A 22141-nucleotide genomic window follows, 5' to 3' on the forward strand; every position below is an offset into this window, starting at 1 on the left:
CCTCGCGACGGGATCGGGTTGCTCAGCGCCAGCCGAGCGCCGGTGCGACGTGGGTCAGGATCGACTCGATCACGTGCGCGTTGTACTCGACGCCGAGTTGGTTGGGCACCGTCAGCAGCAGAGTGTCCGCCGCGGCGATCGCCTCGTCCTCACGGAGTTGCTCGACGAGCTTGTCCGGCTCGTCGGCATAGGACTTGCCGAAGCGCGCGATCCCGCCGTCGATGTGACCGACCTGGTCGGTGCCGTTGCGTTCGCGGCCGAAGTAGGCGCGATCGGTGTCGTTGGTGAGCGCGAAGATGCTGCGGCTCACCGACACCCGCGGCTCCCACTCGTGACCGGCCAGCTTCCACGCATCGCGGAAGCGCTCGATCTGTTCGGCCTGCAGCTGGTGGAACGGCACCCCGGTGTCCTCGGTGAGCAGCGTCGAGGACATCAGGTTCATCCCCTGCTCCGCGGTCCACTCGGCGGTGGCGCGACTGCCCGCACCCCACCAGATCCGCTCGCGCAGCCCCTCCGAATGCGGCTCGAGGCGAAGCAGCCCCGGCGGATTGGGGAACATCGGCCGCGGGTTGGGCCGGGCGAAGCCCTGTCCCTTGAGCAGTTCCAGGGTCAGCTCGGTGTGCCGGCGCGCCATGTCGGCGTCGGTCTCGCCCTCGGCGGGCGCGAAGCCGAAGTACCGCCAGCCGTCGATGACCTGCTCCGGGGATCCCCGCGAGATCCCGAGTTGCAGGCGTCCGTCCGAGATCAGGTCGGCGGCGCCGGCGTCCTCGACGAACCCGAACGGGTTGACGTAGCGCATGTCGATGACACCCGTGCCGATCTCGATGCTCGAGGTCCGGGCACCGACCGCGGCGAGCAGCGGGAAGGGTGAGCCCAGCTGCTGAGCGAAGTGGTGCACCCGGAAGTAGGCGCCGTCGGCGCCGAGTTCTTCGGCGGCCACGGCGAGGTCGATCGACTGGTGCAACACGTCGGCCGCCGTCCGCGCCTGCGAACCGAGCCCGTCCGACCAGTGACCGAACGAGAGGAACCCGATCTTCTTAGTCATACCGGAAGCAACCGGACTGCGGTCCGATTCTATTCCCGACCGGTCGGCGGGGCCGGATCGCCGGACATCATCCCTCACGGATGATGTGCTGCGGCCGGGGCCGCGGGATGGTGGGGACGTCGACGAGGGCCGACGACGTCCCCGCCGGCGACGCTCGGGCGCGAAGGGAAAGGCCACCCATGAACACCGTCATCGGCGAGATCCTGCCCCTGGCGGTCGGCGTGGCCGTGTCCCCGGTCCCGCTGATCGCGGCGATCCTCATGATGCTGGGCACGCGCGCCCGCTCCACCAGCATCGGATTCGGCGTCGGCTGGGTGGCGGGAATCCTGGTCGCGACGGTGATCTTCGTCATCGTCGGCGGTGCGATCTCGACCGATGACGGGGCGTCGTCGACGACGGGTTGGATCAAGCTGGCGCTCGGCATCGTGCTGCTCGCCGACGGCCTACGCCAATGGCGGACCCGCGACGCCGACGCCGGCACACCCGCATGGATGCGGGCCATCGACGAGATGAAGGCACCGGCGGCCGCCGGCATCGGCTTCGCCCTCGCGGCGATCAACCCGAAGAACCTGATGATGTGCATCGGTGCCGGAATCGCCATCGGCGCAGCCGATCTCGGCACCGGACAGCTCATCGGGACCATCGCGATCTTCGTGGCCCTCGCCGCGAGCACCGTCCTGGTCCCGGTGATCGCCTACCTCGCCGCGGCCGACCGTCTGCGCGATCCGCTCGATCACCTCAAGGCATGGCTCGAGGCCAACAACAAGACCGTGATGGCGGTACTGATCCTGGTGATCGGCGCGGTGCTGGTCGGCAAGGGTATCGGCGGGATCTAAGACTGTGTAGCAATTCTGATGAGTTAGTACAGTTAATTTCAATTGTGCTTCATCGATCGAATCGTGACGATGGATGCATGACCACTCGCGACCGTTGCCTCGGACTCACCGTCATCGTGCTGTGGGGACTGAACTTCATCGCGATCCACGTCGGCCTGGAGCACTTTCCCCCATTCCTGTTCGCCTCGTTGCGGTTTGCCGTGATGGCGTTGCCGGTGATCGCATTCGTCCGCTTCCCCCGGGTTCGGATGCGCTGGTTCCTGCTGTACGCCTTGGGATTCGGCTTCGGTCAGTTCGCCCTGCTGTTCCTCGCCATGGATCTCGGTATGCCGACGGGCCTGGCATCGCTGGTGTTGCAGACCTCGGCACCGTTCACCGTCCTGCTGGGTGTGGTGTTCCTGCGTGAACGCGTCGTGCCCGCACAGCTTCTCGGCATCCTGGCCGCGGTCGTCGGTATCGTGGTGATCGGCGTCGACCGGGCAGGCCACAGCGACATCGGCGTCGGTGGTGTCGTCGTCCCGATCGTGCTGACCGTGCTCGCCGGTCTGTCGTGGGCCATCGGCAACATCGGTAGCCGGCGCGCACTCACCGAGGGCACCCCCGGAAAACCCCGTGGGCTGATGGATGATTCGCTGCGCCTGACGCTGTGGCTGTCGGTGGTGCCACCCATCCCGCTGCTGGCGATGAGCCTGCTGATCGACGGCCCGGCGGCCGATCTGGAATCGCTGACCACACTCGGCACGTCGTCGGGTCTGACCGCGCTGGCCGGTCTGGCCTATGTCGTCCTGCTCGGCACGATCGTCGGCGCCGGTCTGTGGTCGGGGCTGATGAAGCGCTACCCGGCCAGCCGCGTCGCCCCGATGTCGCTGCTGGTTCCGATCGTCGGGATCAGCGCCTCCTGGGCGTTGCTGGGCGAGCAACCCACCTGGGTCGAGATCGGTGGTGCCGCGCTGGTGATCGCCGGCTGCGCCGTCGGGGTCCTCGCGGCGCCCCGGTCCCGCCCGGCCGTGCACGGTCAACGCGAAGTTGCACCCGGTGAACGTATTCCGGCGCCCGATCAACGCGAAGTTGCGCCCGGTGAACGTATTCCGGCGCCCGGTGAACGTATTCCGGCGCCCGGTGAACGTATTCCGGCGCCCGGTGAACGTGTTCCAGCGCCCGGTCAACGCGAAGTTGCGCCCGGTCAACGTGTTCCGGCGCCCGGTCAACGCGAAGATGCGCCCGGTCAGCGGACCGTGGCACCGGGCGAGTTGGACCCGGCGACCCGGATTCGTCGGGTGTCAGCCCAGCGCGTCGACGACGGCCTGGTGCATACGTGACACGGCCCGACGCGGGGTGGGGCCGGTCGCGACCATGTTGACGAAGCCGTGGATGAGTCCGCCCTCCCGCTGCAGCGTGGTGGGCACCCCGGCGCGTTCGAGGGCTGCGGCGTAGTCGAGTCCCTCGTCACGCAGCGGATCGAAGCCGGCGACGACGACATGTGCCCGCGGCTGGCCCGCGAGGTCGGCGGCATACAGCGGCGACAGGCGCGGATCGGTGTGGTCGATGCCCGCAGGCACATAGTGGTCGGTGAACCAGTCGATCCGCTCGGCGGTGAGGAAGTAGCCGACGGCGAACTCGTCGCGGGAGCCACCGTTCCGGTCGAGGTCGGTCAGCGGATAGATCAGCAACTGCAGCACCGGGGTGATGTCCTCACCCCGTACGTGCTGGGACACCACTGCGGCCAGGTTGCCGCCGGCACTGTCGCCGGCGACCACGATGCGCCGGGGATCGAGTCCCCAGCGCGGGGCCGCGTCGACGGCGAACCGCCAGGCGGCGAGGGCGTCGTCGACGGCGGCGGGGAACGGGTGCTCGGGGGCCAGCCGGTACTCCACCGACAGCACGTCGGCACCGGTGTCGAGGGCCAGGCGCCGCGCATAGGCGTCGTGGGTGGCGCGGCTGCCCAGGGCGAATCCGCCGCCGTGGAAGAACACGACCAGGCCGATCGAGCTGGTCTCGGCCCGGTAGCGGGTGGCCCCGATCGGACCGTCGGGACCGTCGAGGAGCAGGTCCTCCACCACCGACAGCTCGGGCGTCTTCTCCGCGACCAGCGCGGAGTTGATCTCGAGGTTGCGACGGGCCGCGGGGATCGTCGCACCGCTCATGTCACCGCCGGGCATCACCGCGGTGGACATCGAGGCGAGCCACGCCTCGGGGGCCAGGTGCTCGCCGTCGGCGTTGACCGGGCACCAGCGCGACAGCGCGGACGCCAGAACGGCGGGCAGTCTTCCGGCCAGCCGGACGGCGGCACGTGCCGGACAGAGCGGAAGCGGGAGCGAGGACTGTGTGGCCTTGGTCACGCCTGGTGAGCCTACCCCGTCCGCACCCGAACGCACCGTCACCGGCCCTGTGCCAGACTCGACGGCATGTCTGTTCCCCTGCGTACCTCGCTGGCCCTGGCCGCCGCGGCGACCGCCCGCTGGGCCTCCCGCACCGCCGGCCGCGGAAAGGGGTCGATGATCGGTGGCCTGGTCGCCGAGAAGATCGATCCGCAGATCATGTCCCGGCTGGCCGCAGGCAAGCGCACCGCGCTGATCACCGGCACCAACGGCAAGTCCACCACCACGCGGATGACCGCCGCCGCCCTCGCCGAGCTCGGTGAGGTGGCCACCCAGGCCGACGGCGCCAACATGGACGCCGGCATCATCGCCACCCTCAGCCTGCAGCGGTCGGCCCCGATCGCCGCACTCGAGGTGGACGAGCTGCACGTCCCGCACGTCTCCGACGCGACCTCCCCCGAGGTGCTGGTGATGCTGAATCTCTCCCGCGACCAGCTCGACCGGGTCGGCGAGATCAACATGATCGAACGCCGGCTGCGTGAGGGCATCGTCCGGCATCCGGACGCCACCATCGTCGCCAACTGCGACGACGTGCTGGTGACCTCGGCCGCCTTCGACGCGCCGACGGTGATCTGGGTGGCCGCGGGTGCCGGCTGGGTGGGCGACTCGGTGAGCTGCCCGCGTACCGGTGAGCCGATCGTCCGCGACGCCGACGGCTGGTACAGCACCGGTGACGAGAACTTCCGGCGGCCCACTCCGGCCTGGTGGTTCGACGACGAGTTCATCTACGGTCCCGACGGCTTCGTCGCCCCGATGCAGCTGGCCGTGCCCGGCCGCGCCAATCGCGGCAACGCCACCCAGGCGGTCGCGGCCGCGGTCGCGATGGGCGCCGACCCGGGCAAGGCCACCGCCGCGGTGCAGACCGTCGGTGAGGTGGCCGGCCGCTACGGCGTCGCCCAGATCGGCCGGCACTCGGTGCGCACCCTGCTGGCGAAGAACCCGGCGGGCTGGCAGGAGGCACTGTCGATGATCGATCAGGACGCCGACGGCCTGGTCATCGCGGTCAACGGTCAGGTCCCCGACGGCGAGGACCTGTCGTGGCTGTGGGATGTGCGGTTCGAGGCGTTCGAGACCATGCAGGTGGTGGCCGCCGGGGAGCGGGCCGCCGACCTGTCGGTGCGGCTGCTGTACGCGGGCGCCGAGCACACCACCATCCCCGATCCGCTGAAGGCCATCGCGTCCTGCCCGCCGGGACGGGTGGAGGTGCTGGCCAACTACACCGCGTTCCGGGATCTCGGCGTGGCGCTGGAACGAGCCCGGGAGGCACGGCAGTGAGCGAATCGACCCTGCGGATCGGCCTGGTCCTGCCCGACGTGATGGGTACCTACGGCGACGGCGGCAATGCGCTGGTCCTGCGGCAACGCGCACGGATGCGCGGCATCGACGCCGAGATCGTGCAGATCACCCTCGACGACGAGGTGCCCGACTCCCTCGACGTCTACACCCTCGGCGGTGCCGAGGACTACGCCCAGCGGCTGGCCACCCGCCACCTCACCCGGTACCCGGGTCTGCAGCGGGCCGCGGCGGCGGGCCGTCCGGTGCTGGCGATCTGCGCCGCGATCCAGGTGCTCGGGCACTGGTATGAGACCTCGGCCGGGGAACGCGTGGACGGGATCTCGCTGTTCGACCTGACCACCTCCCCGCAGGCGACCCGCAGCATCGGCGAACTGGTCACCACACCGGTGATGGTCGGGCTCTCCCAACCGCTCAGCGGATTCGAAAACCACCGTGGCGGTACGACTCTCGGCAGCGATGCCACCCCGCTGGGAACGGTGCGGCACGGCGTCGGCAACGGTGTGGGTGACGGCACCGAGGGCGTGGTGCAGGGTTCGGTGATCGGCACGTACATGCACGGTCCGGCACTGGCCCGCAATCCGGAACTAGCCGATCTTCTCCTCGCCCGGGCCCTCGGGACGGATTCGCTTGCGCCGCTCGACCTCCCACAGGTAGACCGGCTGCGCACCGAGCGTCTCGCCGCCGGCCGCCGCGGCTGACCTGTCCTGCGGGCCGGTCGTGCGGTGCCAGAACCGATGCGGCCGGTACCGCGTGCATCCGGCCTTGCCGCACTCGGCGCAGTCCGACCCCGGCCGGTAGTGCTCGTGCGACGACCGCGGATGACCGCAGCGGCAGATCTTCCCGCGTCCCGATCCCATGGCACCACGGTACGCGCGTAGATCGGCGTCGATCCCGCGTTTGCGCAGGCGATACCGGCAAAAGGGTTCAATCGGTCGACAACCCGGCGGCTCCGGCCGCGTCGCGGATCACCGCCCGCAGCATCTCTGGGGTGAGCCGGCCGGTGAAGGTGTTGTGCTGGCTGACGTGATAGCTGCCGAAGACGGTGAGTTCCTCGGCGGCGGTTGACGATGCCCCGGTACCGTCGTCGGCGCGCGGCCGCCGGATGGTGGTGCGCGCGCCGTGTCCGAACTTCGGTCGCGGCCGGTCCACCGTCCAGCCCATCGACGCGAACCCGGTCAGCGCACTGCGCCAGCCGAACGCGCCGAGCACCAGTACCGACCGCAAAGTCGGTGCGAGCAAAGCGAGTTCGGCTTCGAGCCAGGTGGCACACCGATCCCGCTCGGCCGGTGTCGGTTTGTTCTGCGGCGGGGCGCAGCGGACCGGCGCGGTCATCCGCACCCCGTACAGTTCCATCCCGTCATCGGCCGACACCGCCGTCGGACGGCTGGCCAGTCCGACGTCGTAGAGCGCCTTGAACAGCACGTCGCCGCTCTGGTCGCCGGTGAACATGCGGCCGGTGCGGTTGGCGCCGTGCGCGGCGGGGGCCAACCCGAGGATCACCATGCGCGCGTGTTCGTCCCCGAATCCGGGGACCGGTCGGCCCCAGTACTCCTGGTCGGCGAAGGCGGCACGTTTCTCCCGCGCCACCTGCTCACGCCAGGCGACCAGGCGCGGGCAGGCCCGGCACTCGATCAGCTCGGCGTCGAGTGCGGCGATGCTGGGATAGGCGGCCACCCTTCGACGCTAACCCCACCGGACGGGTCGCCGCGACACCCGACCCCGACCGGCTCGACACACCACCGCCGGTCGAGGCGACGAGAAGCGCCGCAGCAAGAACACTGCCGGCCGAACCGACGTGGGGCACAGCGACCAGATCATCGCCGGCCGAACCGACAGGAAACACAGCACCAACAACACCACCGGTCGAGGCGACAAGAAACACAGAAACAAGAGCATCGCCGGCCGAGGCGACGAGGAGCGCAGCGACCAGAACATCACCCGCCGAACCAACGAGGAGCGCAGCGACCAGAACACCGCCGGCCCAGGCGACGAGAAGTGCAGCAGCAAGAACACCACCGGCCGAACCGACAAGAAACACAGCGACAAGAGCATCGCCGGTCGAGCCGACGAGGAGCGCAGCGACAAGTCGTGTCGAGACCTCCGCACCCGACCTCGCTACGCAACCACGGCGACTCAGTCCAGTACCCGACAGCGGTCGCGGGTGCGGTCGACGGCGAACCATCCGCGCTCGAACTGCTGCCAGCGCTCCAGGAACGGACGCGACGGCTCCCCGTCCCGGGCGACGGCCCGCTCGAGGCGTTCGGTGGCGGGTGCACCGTCGAGCCACAGTGAGTAGGTGAGGCGGTCGGCGATGCGGCGCCGGGCCGACGACACCCCCTCGATCACCAGCAGCGGCTCCCAGCGGTACCAGATACGGCTACCGGCCTCGGGGCGTCCGTCGACCCACACGCGGGGCCGGTACCGGTAGTCGCGACGGCGCACAAAGCTGTGCAGCACTTCCGATTCCAGCTCCGGCCACCATGCGACCGGGTCGTCCCAGGTGGCGAAGTCGTCGGTGCGGACCAGCACCACGCCGGTTCCGCGGGCGCGCAGCCGGGCCACGAGCGCGTCGGCCACCGTCGACTTTCCCGCACCCGACGGCCCGTCGATCGCGACGATGCCCGAGACCATCTCGGCGGCGAGGTCGTCGAGCTGGGTGCTCAACGCGGCGTCGAGTTCGGGGACGGCCGGGGTCGGCTGGGCGGAGCGCGAGGGCGCGGTGGTCATGGGCCGTCACCCTATCGGGGCCGCGGCGGTCCTCAGACCAGGACCCGCCGACCCGAGAGTGCACGCCCCAGGGTGAGTTCGTCGGCGAACTCCAGGTCGCCGCCCATCGGCAGCCCGGACGCCAGTCGGGTGACGCTCAGGCCCGGGAAGTCCTTGAGCATCCGCAGCAGGTAGGTGGCGGTGGCCTCGCCCTCGGTGTTGGGGTCGGTGGCCACGATCACCTCGGACACGTCCTCGCCGTCGGCGGAGGTGCCGAGCCGCCGCAGCAGTTCCCGGATCCGTAGCTGGTCGGGACCGATCCCCGACAACGGATCCAGCGCACCGCCGAGTACGTGATAGCGGCCGTTGAACTCCTTGGTGCGCTCGATCGCGTGCACGTCCTTGGGTTCTTCGACGACGCAGATCTTGGTGGCGTCGCGCCGCGGATCCGAACAGATGCGGCACAGTGTGTTGGCCGAGACATTGCCGCATTCGGCGCAGAACGTGACGTCGTCGCGGACGTGGCCGAGTGCGGCGATCAGCCGGTCGATCTCGTTCTTCTCGCCCGCGAGCAGGGCAAAGGCGATCCGCTGGGCACCCTTGGGGCCGAGACCCGGCTGTTTGGCCAGCTCGTCGATCAGATCCTGGATCGGTCCCTCATACATGGGTGCGCGGTACTTTCCTCACTCGGCGGGTCGGGTCGGGACGGGTCAGCCCAGTCCCGGGAGGCCACCGCCGAGGCCACCGGCCAGCGGGCCCATCTTCTCACCGGCGAGTGTCTCACGCTTCTGCGACAGATCCGCGAGTGCGCCGAGCACCAGGTCCTGCAGGGTCTCGACGTCGTCGGGGTCGACGACCTTGGGGTCGATGGTGATCGCGGTGATCTCGCCGGTGCCGTTGCCGGTGACGGTGACCAGGCCGTTTCCGGCGGTGCCGGTGACCTCGGTCGCCGCGATCTCGTTCTGTGCGTTGATCAGCTGCTGCTGCATCGCCTGCGCCTGCTGGAGCAGGCCGGCCATCGGGTTATCGCCGCCGGCACCGCCGCCGAAGAGTGCGCTGGGGTCGAAAGGTTGAGTCACGGGTCCCAGGGTAGCCCGGTACTCAGTCCAGAAGCCGTTCGACGTGCGCGACGATGTCGTCGACCGTGTCCTCGCCGACCGGGGTGATCTCGAAGGACAGGGTGTCGTCGCCGAACAGCCGCACCGCCCGCGGGCCGAGCACGAACTCCAGTCGGTTGCCGTCGACGACGCGCCAGTCCTGGATGGCGCCGCCGTAGATGGGTGCGCTCGCACCGGTGGTGACGCAATATCCGTCGCCGTGCCGGGGGCTGCCGACCAGGTCACGCTGGATCTGGAAACACGAGAGCGACTCGTCGTCGATGAAGACCACGGCCTCGCAGCCGAGATCGGGATGGCGTTCGTACGAGGCGCGGATGGTCACAGGACGCCAGGGTAGTCGCTGCGGTTCACCGACTTCCCGAACTCGTTCACCGGGCACCCCAACCCGTCGACCGGGCGCCCCAACCCATTGACTGGGCACCCCAACCCGCTGAGTGGGCGCCTGAACTCGTTCACCGGGCGCCCCAACCCGTTGAGTGGGCGCCCCAACCCGTTCACCGGGCGCCCCAACCCGCTGAGTGGGCGCCCGAACCCGTTCAGTGGGTATCCGCGGTGGTGGCCACGCTGCGCCGGGATGCGAAACATCGGTCCACGCCGGTGATCGGATCGGTGAAGGCGAGGCTGTGCGCGACCAACCTCAGCGGTGCGGAGAAGTCCCCGTGGTCGGGCCGTTCGGCCAGATCCGGCCGGACGTCGGGGTAGAGCGGATCGCCGACGATCGGCACCCCGAGCGAGGCCATGTGCAGCCGCAGCTGATGGGTGCGGCCGGTGTGCGGGACCAGCCGATAGATCGATCCGGCGTCGGTGCGCTCGATCTCGGTGATCTCGCTGATCGCATTCACGGGACCGTCGACGACGAGGGCCCGCAGGTCACCGGCGGTCTTCTCGATGCGGTCGCGTACCTCCACGGTCCCCGTCCAGTCCGCCGGACCGGCCAGCGCGCGATACTCCTTCACCGCGCGACGGGTCGCGAACAGATCCTGGTAGGCCGCCCGCACCTGCGGCCGCAGGGTGAACAACAGGACGCCGGCGGTCAGCCGGTCCAGACGATGCGCCGGTGCCACCAGGTCGCTGTCGAGTTCTCGCCGTAGACGCACCAGCGCGGTCTGGGTGACGTGCCTCCCCCGCGGCATCGTGGCCAGGAAGTGCGGCTTGTCGACGACGACGATGTTCTCGTCGCGGTACAGCACCGGCAGGCCGAACGGGATCGGCACCTCGTCGGGCAGATCCCGGTAGAGGTACACCGACGTGTTCAGGCGGGCCGGGGCATCCAGATCCACCGGCCGACCGTCGGCGTCGACGATCTCCCCACGGTCGGCGCGCGCGATCAGGGCGGCGGCGTCGAGGTCGGCCAGCGCCGGTGTGGCCCGCAGGCAGTCACCGACGATCAGTTCAGGCCCCGCCCGCAGCACCACGCGGGTGGCGTCGACGCCGTCGCGCGGTGGCAGTGGCGAGGGCCGGGCCCGACCCCGCCGCCGCGGGGGTATTACTTCTCCAGCCGGGTCTTGAGGTTGGCCAGTAGTGCGGCCTGGATACGGCCGAGGCCCTTGGGCGCGAAGGTCTTCTCGAAGAAGCCGCCGATCCCCGAGGCATTGCTGGTCCAGGTGGTGGTCGCGGTGACCGCGGAGCCGCCACCGGCGGGGGTGACGGTGAAGGTGGTGACCATCGTCGAGTTGGCGTCGCGCTCGGTGATGGTGGAGCCGGCCACCGACACCGACGCCTTCACATCACGCTGCCGGCTCTTGGTGGCCTGCAGGATCCAGTGCACGACGGTTCCGTCGCCGGTACCACCCTCGAGCACCTTGTAGTCGTGGTACTGCTCGGGAAGGATCGCCGGGCGGACCTCGGTGTAGTCGGCGAGGGCACCGGTCACTACATCGGGTGCGGCGGCGATCTGGATCGACTGGCTGGCGGAAATCTCTCCCACGGGCGGACTCTCCTCGAGCTGATCTCAGTGGTGTGACACTGATTGGCGGGCGTGCGGGTCTCGTCCTAGGCTAGCCAAGTGAGCTCGGCACAGATGGAGATGGGGACCGCTGCCTTCGACGAGGGTGTCGCTGCCCTTCTGGCGAGTTATCGGGCGATCCCGCCGCAGGCCACCGTACGTCTGGCCAAGAAGACCTCGAACCTCTTCCGGACGCGGGCCAAGAACCCCTATCCCGGCCTCGACGTATCCGGACTGGACCGCGTGATCAGCGTCGACGCCGACGCCAGGACCGCCGACGTCGCCGGGATGTGCACCTACGAGAACCTGGTCGCGGCCACCCTCCCGTACGGGCTGGCACCCAAGGTGGTCCCGCAGCTCAAGACCATCACCCTCGGTGGTGCGGTCACCGGTCTCGGGATCGAGTCCACTTCGTTCCGCAACGGCCTGCCGCACGAATCCGTCCTCGAGATCGACGTGCTCACCGGCGACGGCGAGATCATCACCGCCACCCCGACAAACGATCACGCCGATCTTTTCTACGGATTCCCCAACTCGTATGGAACGCTCGGCTACTCCGTGCGCCTCAAGATCGAGCTGGAGGAGGTCCACCCCTTCGTCGCGCTGCGCCACATCCGGTTCACCGATCTGCGCGCGCTCGAATCGACGATGAGCACGATCGTCGACGAGAAGACCTACGACGGCGAGCGGGTCGACTATCTCGACGGCACCGTGTTCAGCGCCGACGAGGCCTATCTGACCCTGGGACGCCAGACCGCCGAGGCCGGGCCGGTCAGCGACTACACCGGGATGGACATCTTCTACCGGTCGTTGCAGCACGAGCCGGGGCAGACCCCCAAGCGGGACCGGCTGACCATCCATGACTACCTGTGGCGGTGGGACACCGACTGGTTCTGGTGCTCGCGGGCGTTCGGGGCGCAGAATCCCCGAGTCCGGCGGCTCTGGCCGAAGTCGTTGTTGCGCAGCAGTTTCTACTGGAAGCTGATCGGCTACGACAAGAAGTACAACATCGCCGACCGGCTCAACAAGCGCAAGGGGCTGCCCGCCAACGAGCGCGTGGTGCAGGACATCGAGGTCCCGATCGAGCACACCACCGACTACCTGGAGTGGTTCCTGGCGAACATCCCGATCGAGCCGATCTGGTTGTGCCCGTTGCGACTCGACACCTCTGTCGAGGTCGCCACCGCCAACGGCAACCCGTCCCGCCCCTGGCCGCTGTACCCCCTGCAGCCCGACCGGACCTACGTCAACGTCGGGTTCTGGTCGGCGGTCACGGTCACGCCGGGCGATCCGGGCCACGCCAACAAGCTCATCGAACGCAAGGTCGCCGATCTCGACGGACACAAGTCCTTGTATTCGGAGTCCTTCTACAGTCCCGACGATTTCGATGAGTTGTACGGGGGCGACCACTATCGTCTGCTCAAGAAGCGGTACGACCCTCGGGGCCGACTGCTCGATCTCTATGCGAAAGCGGTGAAGCAGCAATGACCACATTCGAAGAAGGCACACCTGCCAAAACCGATGTACACCACGGCAAGCTGAGTCTTGCGGAGATCTTCGAGACGCTGCTCGGTGGCGATCTCAAGATCCGCATCACCGCCTACGACGGCAGCTCCGCAGGCCCGGAGGACGCCGAGTTCGGCCTGAACCTGAAGACGCCGCGCGGCACCACCTACCTGGTCACCGCACCCGGTGACCTCGGTCTGGCACGTGCGTACGTCTCCGGTGACCTGGAGCTGATCGGCGCGCATCCGGGTGACCCGTACGGGGCCCTGCAGGCGCTCGCCGAGGACCTCAACTTCAAGCGTCCGTCGCCGCTGGCCCTCGCCCAGATCGCCCGATCGCTGGGCATCGAGCACTTCAAGCCCATCACCCCGCCTCCCCAGGAGGCCCTGCCGCGGTGGCGTCGCTTCGCAGAAGGACTGCGGCACAGCAAGACCCGTGACGCCGAGGTGATCAGCTACCACTACGACGTGTCGAATGCCTTCTACGAGTGGGTGCTCGGACCGTCGATGACCTACACCTGTGCGGTGTACCCCGATGCGGATGCGTCGTTGGAGACCGCCCAGGAGAACAAGTACCGCCTGATCTTCGACAAGCTGCGTCTCAAGCCGGGTGACCGGCTGCTCGACATCGGTTGCGGCTGGGGCGGAATGGTCCGCTACGCCGCACGCCGCGGCGTGAAGGCGCTCGGCGTGACACTGTCGGCAGAGCAGGCCGAGTGGGCGCAGCAGGCCATCGCCGACGAGGGCCTCGCCGACCTCGCCGAGGTGCGGCACAGCGACTATCGCGATGTCCCGGAGTCCGATTTCGACGCGGTGTCGTCGATCGGCCTGACCGAGCACATCGGCGTCGGCAACTACCCGTCGTATTTCTCGTTCATGCGCGACAAGGCGCGGGTCGGCGGACTCGTCCTGAACCACAGCATCACCCGGCCCGACAACATGAAGAGTTCGCGGGCGGGCTCGTTCATCGACCGTTACGTCTTCCCCGACGGTGAGCTCACCGGCTCGGGCAAGATCATCTCCAAGATGCAGGACATCGGCGGCCTCGAGGTGGTGCACGAGGAGAACTTCCGCTATCACTACGCATCCACCCTGCGCGACTGGAACCGCAACCTGGTGGATCACTGGGACGAGGCGGTCGAGGAGGTCGGTGTCGGCACCGCACGCCTGTGGGGCCTCTACATGGCCGGCTGCCGGATCGGCTTCGAGCGCGACATCGTCCAGCTGCACCACGTGCTCGCGGTGAAGCTCGACGACAAGGGCCGCCAGAGCCTTCCCCTGCGCCCATGGTGGGACGCCTGATCTGCTGAGTGCCCTTCCTGCTCGACCAGCCCACCTCGTGACTGGTCGAGCAGGGACGACCCGCCGCCGACCGCTCTGGGAACAACCACCAACGGCGAGTGACTGATCGAGCCGAGCATCCTTCGATGATTGAGCCGGGACCGAGCATCGCGAGGACCCGAGTCGAAATCTCCGCAACCCACCTCGGATAGTGACCACCTCAGAGGCGGTCACGTCGGCGACGTCGGCCGTCTGAGGTTTCGACACGCCTCGTCGCTACGCTCCTCATCGGCTCAACCACCAACTAGCCGTGGATGATTGAGCGAGAATCCCCAGCGATGATCGAGCCGGGACACCGATTGCTGATTGAGCCGGGACCGAGCGCAGCGAGGACCCGAGTCGAAATCTCCGCAACCCACGCTGGATAGTGACCACCTCAGAGGCGGTCACGTCGACGACGTCAGCCGCCTGAGGTTTCGACACGCCTCGTCAACGCTCAGTTGATGATTGAGCCGGGACCGAGCGCAGCGAGGCCCGAGTCGAAATCTCCGCAGCCCACGCTGGACAGTGACCACCTCAGAGGCGGTCACGTCGGCGACGTCGGCCGACAGAGGTCTCGACACGCCCCGTCAACGGCCCGTTGATGATTGAGCCGGGACCGAGCGCAGCGAGGACCCGAGTCGAAATCTCCGCAACCTACGCCGGATGGTGACCACCTCCGAAGTGGTCACGTCGACGACGTCAGCCGCCTGAGGTTTCGACACGCCTCGTCGCTACGCTCCTCGTCGGCTCAACCATCAACTAGCCGTGGATGATTGAACAGAACCCGCGTCGATGCCACTGCGGCACTCACTCCAGCGGCCGGGCTCCGAGTTCGGTCTGCAGCAGTTCCAAGGCCATCTTGTCCGGGTCGATCCGGGCGTCGGGAGTTGCGTTGTGCGCGTCGGCGACCATCTCGGCGCGTTCGTCGTCGGGGATGTCCTCGTCGGCGCGGGGCGGCTCGGGCTCCGGCCCCGGTTCGGGATCCGGCTCGGGAGCCGGTGCGGGAGCAGATGGTTCGCCGGCACCACTCTCCGGTTTCGGCTGTGACCGGCTCGGCCGTGAGAAGGTCTGCTTCTTGGGGGCCGAACGCTTGGCCGCCGGTGCCGAAGCCGCAGAGGCCACCGCGGCCGCCGACTGGTGGACGGTGCGCACGTCCAGTTCCGTGCCGAACACCTCCAGCAGCGCCTCACGCAGGATGGTGACCGCGTGCGGCGCCGACAGCCGGCCGACGAGCACCTCCACCGGATGCGCGAGCACCACGACGCCGTCCTGCAGGTCAGTGACCACCGCAGCCGACAGCATGGGTTCGAGACTCTTCGACCGCTCACGCACCGCGGACCGCAACTCCTGGAACCGCTTCTGCACGGAGTCCAGGCCGAGTCCGGCCTCGGCCTCCGGCTCGGGTTCGGGCTCGGGTTCTGCCTGCGGCTTCGGTTCCGCCTTGCGGGGTGAGGCACGCAGACCAGGCTCGTCCGGCGGTGCCTCGTACTCGTCGAAAGGTTCCTCGGGCAGGGGGATGTCGTCGTCGAAATCAGCGGAGATCGGCTCCGGCACAGCCTGTTCGGCGGCGGCAACCTTTGCTGCAGCCGCCTTCTCGGCGGCCTCCTTCTCGGCAGCAGCTTTGTCGGCAGCCGCCTTCTCCGCCGCAGCCTTGTCGGCGGCTTCCTTGTCTGCGGCTTCCTTCTCTGCGCGGGCTTGTCGCTCGGCTTCCTGGCGTTCGGCAGCCGCCTTCCGCTCGGCCTCGGCCCGATCGGCTTCCTGGCGTTCGGCTTCGGCACGTTCAGCGGCCACACGGTCGGCCTCGGCACGCTCGGCTTGGGCACGCTCGGCAGCAGCCCGATCGGCTTCGGCCTTCTCGGCCGCAACCCGGTCGGTTTCAGCCTGTTCGGCCGCAACCCGTTCAGCGGCCAGACGCTCGGTCTCCACCCGCTCGGCCTCGAGACGCTGGGCTTCCACGCGCTCGGCCTCGGCACGCTGGGCTTGCGCCGCCTCGCGTTCCGCCGCAAGATGTTCGGCCTGTACCTGGTCGGACTCGGCCTGCTCGGACTCGGCGCTCTCGGCCGCCTTGCGCTCGGCCTCCGCGTCCTCGGCGGCCTTGCGCTGCGAGGGACGCACGTACTTGGGCGGGGGCTCATCCCCCACCGGCGCCGACACCGGAGCAACCGGGGCCGACGCCGCCCCCGCACCCGCGGCCACCGCCGGACCCGCCGGCGCCCGCCCGACCGTCCCCACCCCGGCCTCGAGCTGTTCGAGTCGTTGCAGCACGGCGGCCTCATCGGTGGAGGTGGTGGGCAGCAGCATGCGCGCGCACATCACCTCCAGCAGCAAGCGGGGTGAGGTGGTGCCCCGCATCTCACCGAGTGCGGTGTGCACGATCTCGGCGAAGCGGGTCAGCCCACCGGGCCCCAGGCGTTCGATCTGCCCCTGCATCCGGGCCAGCTGATCGCCTGGCGCCTCCACCAGACCGCGGTCGGCCGCATCCGGAACTGCTTGCAGCAGAATGAGGTCACGGAGTCGTTCGAGCAGGTCGACGGCGAAGCGACGCGGATCGTGTCCGGCGTCGACCACCTTCTCCACCACACCGAACAGTGCCGCGCCGTCGGCCACGGCCAGCGCGTCCACGGCGTCGTCGATCAGCGCGATGTCGGTGACACCCAGCAGGGCGAGGGCGCGGTCGTAGGTGACGCCCTGCTCGCCGGCACCGGCGAGCAACTGGTCGAGGATCGACAGCGAGTCACGCGGCGAACCACCGCCCGCACGGATCACCAGCGGATACACGTCGTCGGCGACGCGCACCCCTTCCTTTGCGCAGATGTTCTCGAGCAGGCCGCGCATCACCGGCGGGGCCAGCAACCGGAACGGGTAGTGGTGCGTCCGCGAACGGATGGTCGGCAGCACCTTCTCCGGCTCGGTGGTCGCGAAGACGAAGATCAGATGCTCCGGCGGCTCCTCGACGATCTTCAGCAAGGCGTTGAAGCCGGCGTTGGTCACCATGTGCGCCTCGTCGACGATGAAGACGCGATACCGCGACTCCGACGGCGCATAGAACGCGCGGTCGCGGAGTTCACGCGTGTCGTCGACACCGCCGTGGCTGGCCGCGTCGAGTTCGATCACATCGAGATTGCCGGGGCCGCCCGGCGCGAGGGCCACGCACGAGGAGCACACGCCACACGGCGTGGAAGTGGGCCCCTCGACACAGTTCAGGGAGCGGGCCAGGATGCGCGCCGACGACGTCTTGCCGCAACCGCGCGGGCCCGAGAACAGGTACGCGTGGTTGATCCGACCGGAGTCGAGTGCATGACCGAGCGGATCGGTGACGTGCTCCTGACCTACGACCTCGGCAAACGTCGACGGACGGTAGGTGCGATACAGTGCCACGCGTCGAGACTACCGGCGAGCGCCGACAGCCCACCCGTCCGGTCCACAGGCCGCCGGCCCCGGCACCCTCACGCCGACGGGACGGCCGTGGTGTACTGCTCACGCAGCTGGTACTTGAGCACTTTCCCGGACGGATTGCGCGGCAGGGCGTCGACGAACTCCAGACGAAGCGGGAGCTTGTAGCGGGCCAGCTGATCGGCGGCGAACTCCCGCAACTCCTCCAGCGTGACGGTCTGTCCGGCCGCGGTGGCGATGACGGCGGTGACCGCTTCTCCCCACTTGGCGTCGGGCAGGCCGATGATCGCGATCTCGGCGACCGCCGGATGGCTGTAGAGCACGCTCTCGACCTCGGCCGGGTAGACGTTCTCACCGCCGCTGATCACCATGTCCTTGACGCGGTCGACGACGTAGATGTAGCCGTCGTCGTCCTCGCGGCCGACGTCACCGGTGTGGAACCAGCCCTCGTCGTCGATCACCGCGGCGGTGGCGCCGGGGTTCTGCCAGTAGCCGACCATCACCTGCGGTCCGCGGACACAGATCTCGCCCGGACTCCCCTTCGGCACAACCGTATTGGTCGCGTCCACCAGCCGCACATCCGACAGCGGCAGCACCTTGTTGCCGGCCGCGCCGATCTTGGCGGCGGACTCGTCCAGGCCCATCACCAGCGCGAGCGGTGCGGTCTCGGTGAGGCCGTAGCCCTGGGCGAAGGCCAGGCCGCGCTCGGCGTAGCGGCGCATCAGCGGTTCGGGGACGGGTGCACCGCCGCACACCAGATAGCGCAGGCTCGACAGGTCGGCGGTCTCGTACTGCGGCACCTGACTCATGAACAGATACATCGCCGGGACACCGAACATCGTTGTGATGCGATGTGTTTCGATGTCGGCGAGGGCTTGCACGGGGTCGAAGGCCGCCGACAGCACCACATGCCCGCCCTTCTGCAGGGTCAGCAGGGTGGTGACGTTGAGCCCGCCGATATGGAACAGCGGCGCCGCACAGTAGGTGATGTCGCCGGCCTCCACATCCAGGCACAGCAGCGCATTCACGTTGTTCCAGAACAGGTTTCCATGGGTGAGCATGGCGCCCTTGGGACGTCCGGTGGTACCCGAGGTGTACATGATGACGGCGAGCTCGTCGGCGGCGGGGTGGGCGGGCTCGGCGATCGGCGCACTGCCGGCGATGATCTCCTCGGCCGGTTCCCATCCGTCGGCGGCGGTCACGACGACCTTCCGGGACACCGACAGCTCGCCGGCGACGGCGTCGACGGTCCCGGTCAGCGCGGCGTCGGCGATCAGTGTGTGCGCACCGCAGTCGTTGAGGATGTAGGCGAGTTCGCTGCCGGTGAGACGAAAGTTCAACGGCACGAACGTCGCCCCGGCGCGTGCCGAGGCGAACAGCGCGGTGAGGAACATGGGGTGGTTGGGACCCAGGTAGGCCACCCGGTCACCCGGTGTCACACCCCCGGCGACCAGCGCGGCGGCGAGCCGGTCGACCCGGTCGGCGAACTCCCCGAAGGTGAGTGTGGCGCCGTCGAAGGTGAGGGCCTGCCGGTGCGGACCGATCGCGGCGCGACGCGCGATCCAGGATCCGAGGTCCATGGTCTGTGGGGTGTCGATGCGGCTCACGGCGAATCCTCCGGGGATCGTGCGCGGCGCCGATCACGGCGCCATCAGATGTGGTCGGCGTCACTGTAGAACGCACACCACTCCCCCGTGTCCGATTTCGGTGAATCGGCCCTAACTCAGTGCTGCGGGCTCCGGGCGCGGCGTCCGGGCCAGCACCGCCAGGGTCGCGATACACGTCCCGAGGAAGATGACGTTGTACGGGAACACCAGGAACCACTCGGCCCACACGGGCCCCTTCTTGAAGAACAACCCCATGAAGTAGGCGTCCGGGACGGTGCGGTTGACGAACCACATCGGGTAGGCGAAATGGGTGCGCCAGGAGAACGCGATCAGGATCAGCAGCGTCAGTCCGACCCCGGCCAGGGCACGCCGCGCCACGCCGAGGTCGGTGCGCAGGACCAGATCGACGCAGATCACCAGGATCGGCACGAACCACACCCAGTGGTGGCCCCACGACATCGGCGAGACCGCACACGAGAGCATCCCGACGATGCTCACCGCGAGCAGTTCGTGCCCGGCCTGATGCGCCCGGACCGCCGCCCACATCCCCAGCACCATCGCGATCGCGACCAACGCCGCCCAGGCGAGGGTGTTGGGGGCGTCGGTGTGCACCAGATTCGCGATCATCCCGCGCAGCGACTGGTTGCCGAGGGTCTGCGGCGCCCCGACCCGATCAGAGTCGAAGAGCTTGCCGGTCCAGTAGTCCCACGACTCCCGCGGCAGGAACACCGCACCGACGACGACGGTCGCCGCGAATCCGGCCACCACCCCGGCCAGGGCACGCCACCGGCGCAGCACCGCGAAGTACAGGACGAAGATCAGCGGGGTCAGCTTGATCCCGCCGGCGATCCCCACCCCGACGCCCTTGAGCTTCGCGTCGTCGCCGCGCAGCAGGTCGGCCAGGATCAGCAACAGCAGGAAGACGTTGATCTGCCCGTACCAGACGGTGGTGCGCACCGGCTCCAACAGCAACGCCACCGCCACGAGAGCGATTGCCAGACAACGCAACGGCCACGTGGCCGACCGGCCCAGCGACCGGAACGACAGCATGATCACCAGATACAGCGCCACGAAGATGCCGACGCTCCAGACGATCCGTGCGACCTCGAAGGACATGAACGCGAACGGCATCAACACCAGCACCGAGATCGGGGCATAGGTGTAGTCCATCTGCCCCAGCAGCTTGGCGTCGTAGAGGCTACCGCCGTCCCAGACCGTCTGTGCCCCACCGCGATACACGTCGAGGTCGAGCTGGTAGTCGAACAGTCCCCAGAACGGCGTCGAGAACGGGAGGATCGCATGCTGCAACCACACCGCCAGGCCGGCCAGCGCCAGCGCGGCCACACACGCCAGGATCTGCCTGCCGCGCGGGACCCGCGACGTCACGAATCGTGGTGGGCGAGCAGGGTCTCGGTGGCGGCGAGCAGCACGCAGGTGGCCACCCCGTCCATCGCGACCTCGAGATCGGCGGTGCTGGGCAGGGTGGGTGCCAGCCGGATGTTCCGGTCGTGCGGATCATTGCGGTACGGGAACGCCGAACCGGCTGCGGTGAGCGCGATCCCGGCTTCCTTGGCCAGCGCGATGGTGCGCTTGGCAGCACCGTCGGGCACGTCGAGGCTGATGAAGTAGCCGCCCTCGGGCTCCGACCACGACGCGACCTTGGACTCCGAGAGCCGCTTGTCGAGGATATCGAGGACCAGCTTGAACTTGGGTGCGATGATCGCGCGATGGCGGGCCATGTGCTCGCGGACGCCGTCGGCGCTGCCGAAGAACTTGGCATGGCGCAGCTGGTTGACCTTGTCGGGACCGATCGTCGCGAACGAGATGTTCTTGCAGAACCAGTCCATGTTGGCCTTCGACGACCCGAGGAATGCCACGCCGGCCCCGGCAAAGGTGATCTTCGACGTCGAGCCGAGCACGTACACCCGATTGGGATTGCCCGCCGCAGCGGCCATCTCGAGCACCGGCAGCGGAGTGGGTGCCGCGTCGACCAGGGTGTGCACCGCGTACGCGTTGTCCCAGTAGATCCGGAAGTCGTCGGCGGCCGGCATCGACAGCAGCCCGCGGGTGACCTCCTCGCTGAAGGTCACGCCGGTCGGGTTGGAGTAGGTGGGGACGGCCCACATGCCCTTGATCGACGGGTCGGCGGCGGTCAGCGCGGCACATGCGGCGACGTCCGGGCCGTCGGGATTCATCGGCACCGGGATCATCTCGATGCCGTAGTGCTCGGTGATCGCGAAGTGCCGGTCGTAGCCGGGAGCCGGACACAGGAACTTGACCGGGCCGGCGCCCCACGGCTGGGTGGAGTCGGCGGTGCCCTTGATGATCGCGAAGGTGGTCAGGTGATGCATCAGCTCGAGGCTGGAGTTGCCGAAGGCGATCAGATCGGCCGGGTCGACGGCGAGCAGCTCACCGAAGATCTCGCGCAGTTCGAGCAGACCCTTCACCCCGCCATAGTTGCGGGTGTCGGTGCCGTCGGCGGCCCGGAAATCGGCGTCGCCGGGCAACGCCAGCAACTCGTTGGACAGGTCGAGCTGCTCCGGGGCAGGCTTGCCGCGGGTGAGATCGAGCTCGAGCCCGGCAGCCTGCAGCTGCTCGTAGAGCTTTCGGAGTTCATCCTGGGTTGCGCGGAGTTGGTCGGCACTCTTCGAGTGATAATTCAACGCGTGACCTCTCGCCGAGCCTGCGCGGGATGGTCGCCCACCCCGCACGGCTTCGCAGCAATCTGATGAATCCGGGGGTTTTTGTATAGGGGACCCCGCGCACCCGAGAGAGCCCGTTGACCCTTGCTGCCTTCCGGCCCTGGGGGAGTTCACAGGATGCACGCCGCGCGGGATCCGTGGACAAGTGTAGCGGGCACTCCACGCGGAACCGAAACCGGCTACCGATCGCCCCGTCGGACCGGGACGCGCGGCGGCCGGAACAGGGGGCACACCGTGCGGCTTTCGGGCATTCGGGCCGTGCGGTCGGGCGATACCGAGCCGGTCTG

The 22141-nt window shown here is 68.7% G+C and carries 20 protein-coding genes and 1 other RNA gene; 6 read left to right on the forward strand and 15 right to left on the reverse strand.

What is annotated here, in order from left to right; genetic code table 11:
* Positions 1 to 22: 22 nt before the first annotated feature.
* Together Q9K23_RS10535 and Q9K23_RS10540 are read right to left on the reverse strand one after the other, a co-directional pair.
* On the reverse strand, positions 23 to 1045 hold the full coding sequence (locus tag Q9K23_RS10535; RefSeq protein WP_053776627.1) for an LLM class flavin-dependent oxidoreductase: 1023 nt from the start codon (positions 1043 to 1045) through the stop codon (positions 23 to 25).
* Between the two features lie 67 nt (positions 1046 to 1112).
* The gene (locus tag Q9K23_RS10540) at positions 1113 to 1238 is read right to left on the reverse strand and encodes a hypothetical protein (protein ID WP_305950499.1); all 126 of its coding nucleotides are present in this window, start codon (positions 1236 to 1238) and stop codon (positions 1113 to 1115) included.
* Here Q9K23_RS10540 and Q9K23_RS10545 point away from each other — a divergent pair.
* Positions 1225 to 1881 carry a GAP family protein gene (locus Q9K23_RS10545; RefSeq protein WP_020793758.1) on the forward strand — a complete coding sequence of 219 codons (657 nt, stop codon included), beginning with the start codon at positions 1225 to 1227 and terminating at the stop codon, positions 1879 to 1881. The genes Q9K23_RS10540 and Q9K23_RS10545 overlap by 14 nt on opposite strands.
* 77 nt (positions 1882 to 1958) lie before the next feature.
* Positions 1959 to 3200 carry an EamA family transporter gene (locus Q9K23_RS10550; protein WP_238404082.1) on the forward strand — a complete coding sequence of 414 codons (1242 nt, stop codon included), beginning with the start codon at positions 1959 to 1961 and terminating at the stop codon, positions 3198 to 3200.
* On the opposite strand, the gene Q9K23_RS10555 is transcribed toward Q9K23_RS10550, so the two are convergent.
* Entirely contained in the window at positions 3162 to 4220 is a 1059-nt protein-coding gene (locus Q9K23_RS10555) for an alpha/beta hydrolase (RefSeq protein WP_305950500.1), read from the reverse strand. The two genes, Q9K23_RS10550 and Q9K23_RS10555, sit on opposite strands and share 39 nt — an antisense overlap.
* Positions 4221 to 4286: 66 nt before the next feature.
* Between Q9K23_RS10555 and Q9K23_RS10560 the strand changes: the two genes are divergently transcribed.
* Together Q9K23_RS10560 and Q9K23_RS10565 are read left to right on the forward strand one after the other, a co-directional pair.
* Complete coding sequence (locus Q9K23_RS10560) at positions 4287 to 5534, forward strand: MurT ligase domain-containing protein (protein WP_305950501.1); 1248 nt, start codon at positions 4287 to 4289, stop codon at positions 5532 to 5534.
* Positions 5531 to 6253, forward strand: a complete 723-nt coding sequence (locus Q9K23_RS10565; RefSeq protein WP_053777048.1) for a glutamine amidotransferase — start codon at positions 5531 to 5533, stop codon at positions 6251 to 6253. The genes Q9K23_RS10560 and Q9K23_RS10565 overlap by 4 nt, the downstream gene beginning before the upstream one ends.
* A gap of 226 nt (positions 6254 to 6479) precedes the next feature.
* Here the strand turns inward: Q9K23_RS10565 and Q9K23_RS10570 are convergent, their stop codons facing one another.
* The 7 genes from Q9K23_RS10570 to Q9K23_RS10600 form a co-directional block, all read right to left on the reverse strand.
* A complete protein-coding gene (locus tag Q9K23_RS10570) occupies positions 6480 to 7229 on the reverse strand; it encodes a uracil-DNA glycosylase (RefSeq protein WP_053777047.1) in 750 nt (249 codons plus the stop codon).
* 459 nt (positions 7230 to 7688) lie between these two features.
* Positions 7689 to 8186: a (d)CMP kinase gene (locus Q9K23_RS10575; RefSeq protein WP_053777065.1), complete on the reverse strand. Its 498-nt coding sequence runs from the start codon at positions 8184 to 8186 to the stop codon at positions 7689 to 7691.
* Between the two features lie 128 nt (positions 8187 to 8314).
* On the reverse strand, positions 8315 to 8926 hold the full coding sequence (recR, locus tag Q9K23_RS10580) for a recombination mediator RecR (protein WP_020791401.1): 612 nt from the start codon (positions 8924 to 8926) through the stop codon (positions 8315 to 8317).
* A 45-nt stretch (positions 8927 to 8971) separates the two neighbouring features.
* Positions 8972 to 9340: a YbaB/EbfC family nucleoid-associated protein gene (locus Q9K23_RS10585; RefSeq protein WP_020791402.1), complete on the reverse strand. Its 369-nt coding sequence runs from the start codon at positions 9338 to 9340 to the stop codon at positions 8972 to 8974.
* A 22-nt stretch (positions 9341 to 9362) separates the two neighbouring features.
* Positions 9363 to 9701 (reverse strand): hypothetical protein, encoded by a 339-nt coding sequence (locus Q9K23_RS10590; protein WP_053777045.1) that lies wholly within the window; start codon positions 9699 to 9701, stop codon positions 9363 to 9365.
* Positions 9702 to 9915: 214 nt separating this feature from the next.
* Positions 9916 to 10794 carry a pseudouridine synthase gene (locus tag Q9K23_RS10595; protein ID WP_053777044.1) on the reverse strand — a complete coding sequence of 293 codons (879 nt, stop codon included), beginning with the start codon at positions 10792 to 10794 and terminating at the stop codon, positions 9916 to 9918.
* A 71-nt stretch (positions 10795 to 10865) separates the two neighbouring features.
* Positions 10866 to 11306: an SRPBCC family protein gene (locus Q9K23_RS10600; protein WP_020792321.1), complete on the reverse strand. Its 441-nt coding sequence runs from the start codon at positions 11304 to 11306 to the stop codon at positions 10866 to 10868.
* A 99-nt stretch (positions 11307 to 11405) separates the two neighbouring features.
* On the opposite strand from Q9K23_RS10600, the gene Q9K23_RS10605 reads away from it, so the two are divergent.
* Both Q9K23_RS10605 and Q9K23_RS10610 read left to right on the forward strand, forming a co-directional pair.
* On the forward strand, positions 11406 to 12812 hold the full coding sequence (locus Q9K23_RS10605) for an FAD-binding oxidoreductase (RefSeq protein ID WP_053777064.1): 1407 nt from the start codon (positions 11406 to 11408) through the stop codon (positions 12810 to 12812).
* Positions 12809 to 14131 carry a class I SAM-dependent methyltransferase gene (locus tag Q9K23_RS10610; protein ID WP_020792317.1) on the forward strand — a complete coding sequence of 441 codons (1323 nt, stop codon included), beginning with the start codon at positions 12809 to 12811 and terminating at the stop codon, positions 14129 to 14131. Before Q9K23_RS10605 ends, Q9K23_RS10610 begins: the two co-directional genes overlap by 4 nt.
* Positions 14132 to 14959: 828 nt before the next feature.
* On the opposite strand, the gene Q9K23_RS10615 is transcribed toward Q9K23_RS10610, so the two are convergent.
* From Q9K23_RS10615 to ffs, 5 genes are all read right to left on the reverse strand, one after another.
* Positions 14960 to 17530, reverse strand: coding sequence for a DNA polymerase III subunit gamma and tau (locus Q9K23_RS10615; protein ID WP_053777043.1), 2571 nt, complete (start codon positions 17528 to 17530; stop codon positions 14960 to 14962).
* A gap of 68 nt (positions 17531 to 17598) precedes the next feature.
* Positions 17599 to 19125, reverse strand: a complete 1527-nt coding sequence (locus tag Q9K23_RS10620) for a long-chain fatty acid--CoA ligase (RefSeq protein WP_059039404.1) — start codon at positions 19123 to 19125, stop codon at positions 17599 to 17601.
* Positions 19126 to 19263: 138 nt separating this feature from the next.
* Positions 19264 to 20538 carry a glycosyltransferase 87 family protein gene (locus tag Q9K23_RS10625; RefSeq protein ID WP_020790562.1) on the reverse strand — a complete coding sequence of 425 codons (1275 nt, stop codon included), beginning with the start codon at positions 20536 to 20538 and terminating at the stop codon, positions 19264 to 19266.
* Entirely contained in the window at positions 20535 to 21815 is a 1281-nt protein-coding gene (locus tag Q9K23_RS10630) for an aminotransferase class I/II-fold pyridoxal phosphate-dependent enzyme (RefSeq protein WP_053777042.1), read from the reverse strand. Before Q9K23_RS10630 ends, Q9K23_RS10625 begins: the two co-directional genes overlap by 4 nt.
* An 84-nt stretch (positions 21816 to 21899) precedes the next feature.
* An RNA gene (gene ffs, locus Q9K23_RS10635) (signal recognition particle sRNA small type) lies at positions 21900 to 21994 on the reverse strand.
* Positions 21995 to 22141: the final 147 nt, after the last annotated feature.

The sequence above is a fragment of the Gordonia sp. NB41Y genome, assembly GCF_030718915.1.
GTDB lineage: Bacteria > Actinomycetota > Actinomycetes > Mycobacteriales > Mycobacteriaceae > Gordonia > Gordonia desulfuricans.

What these genes read in the sequence shown, in the direction of transcription:
- Q9K23_RS10550 (WP_238404082.1), top strand. Translation starts at nt 1,959, where the DNA reads ATGACCACTCGCGACCGTTGCCTCGGACTCACCGTCATCGTGCTGTGG.
- Q9K23_RS10560 (WP_305950501.1), top strand. Translation starts at nt 4,287, where the DNA reads ATGTCTGTTCCCCTGCGTACCTCGCTGGCCCTGGCCGCCGCGGCGACC.
- Q9K23_RS10605 (WP_053777064.1), top strand. Translation starts at nt 11,406, where the DNA reads ATGGGGACCGCTGCCTTCGACGAGGGTGTCGCTGCCCTTCTGGCGAGT.
- Q9K23_RS10620 (WP_059039404.1), bottom strand. Translation starts at nt 19,125, where the DNA reads ATGGACCTCGGATCCTGGATCGCGCGTCGCGCCGCGATCGGTCCGCAC.
- Q9K23_RS10540 (WP_305950499.1), bottom strand. Translation starts at nt 1,238, where the DNA reads ATGACGGTGTTCATGGGTGGCCTTTCCCTTCGCGCCCGAGCGTCGCCG.
- Q9K23_RS10610 (WP_020792317.1), top strand. Translation starts at nt 12,809, where the DNA reads ATGACCACATTCGAAGAAGGCACACCTGCCAAAACCGATGTACACCAC.
- recR (WP_020791401.1), bottom strand. Translation starts at nt 8,926, where the DNA reads ATGTATGAGGGACCGATCCAGGATCTGATCGACGAGCTGGCCAAACAG.
- Q9K23_RS10575 (WP_053777065.1), bottom strand. Translation starts at nt 8,186, where the DNA reads ATGGTCTCGGGCATCGTCGCGATCGACGGGCCGTCGGGTGCGGGAAAG.
- Q9K23_RS10545 (WP_020793758.1), top strand. Translation starts at nt 1,225, where the DNA reads ATGAACACCGTCATCGGCGAGATCCTGCCCCTGGCGGTCGGCGTGGCC.
- Q9K23_RS10535 (WP_053776627.1), bottom strand. Translation starts at nt 1,045, where the DNA reads ATGACTAAGAAGATCGGGTTCCTCTCGTTCGGTCACTGGTCGGACGGG.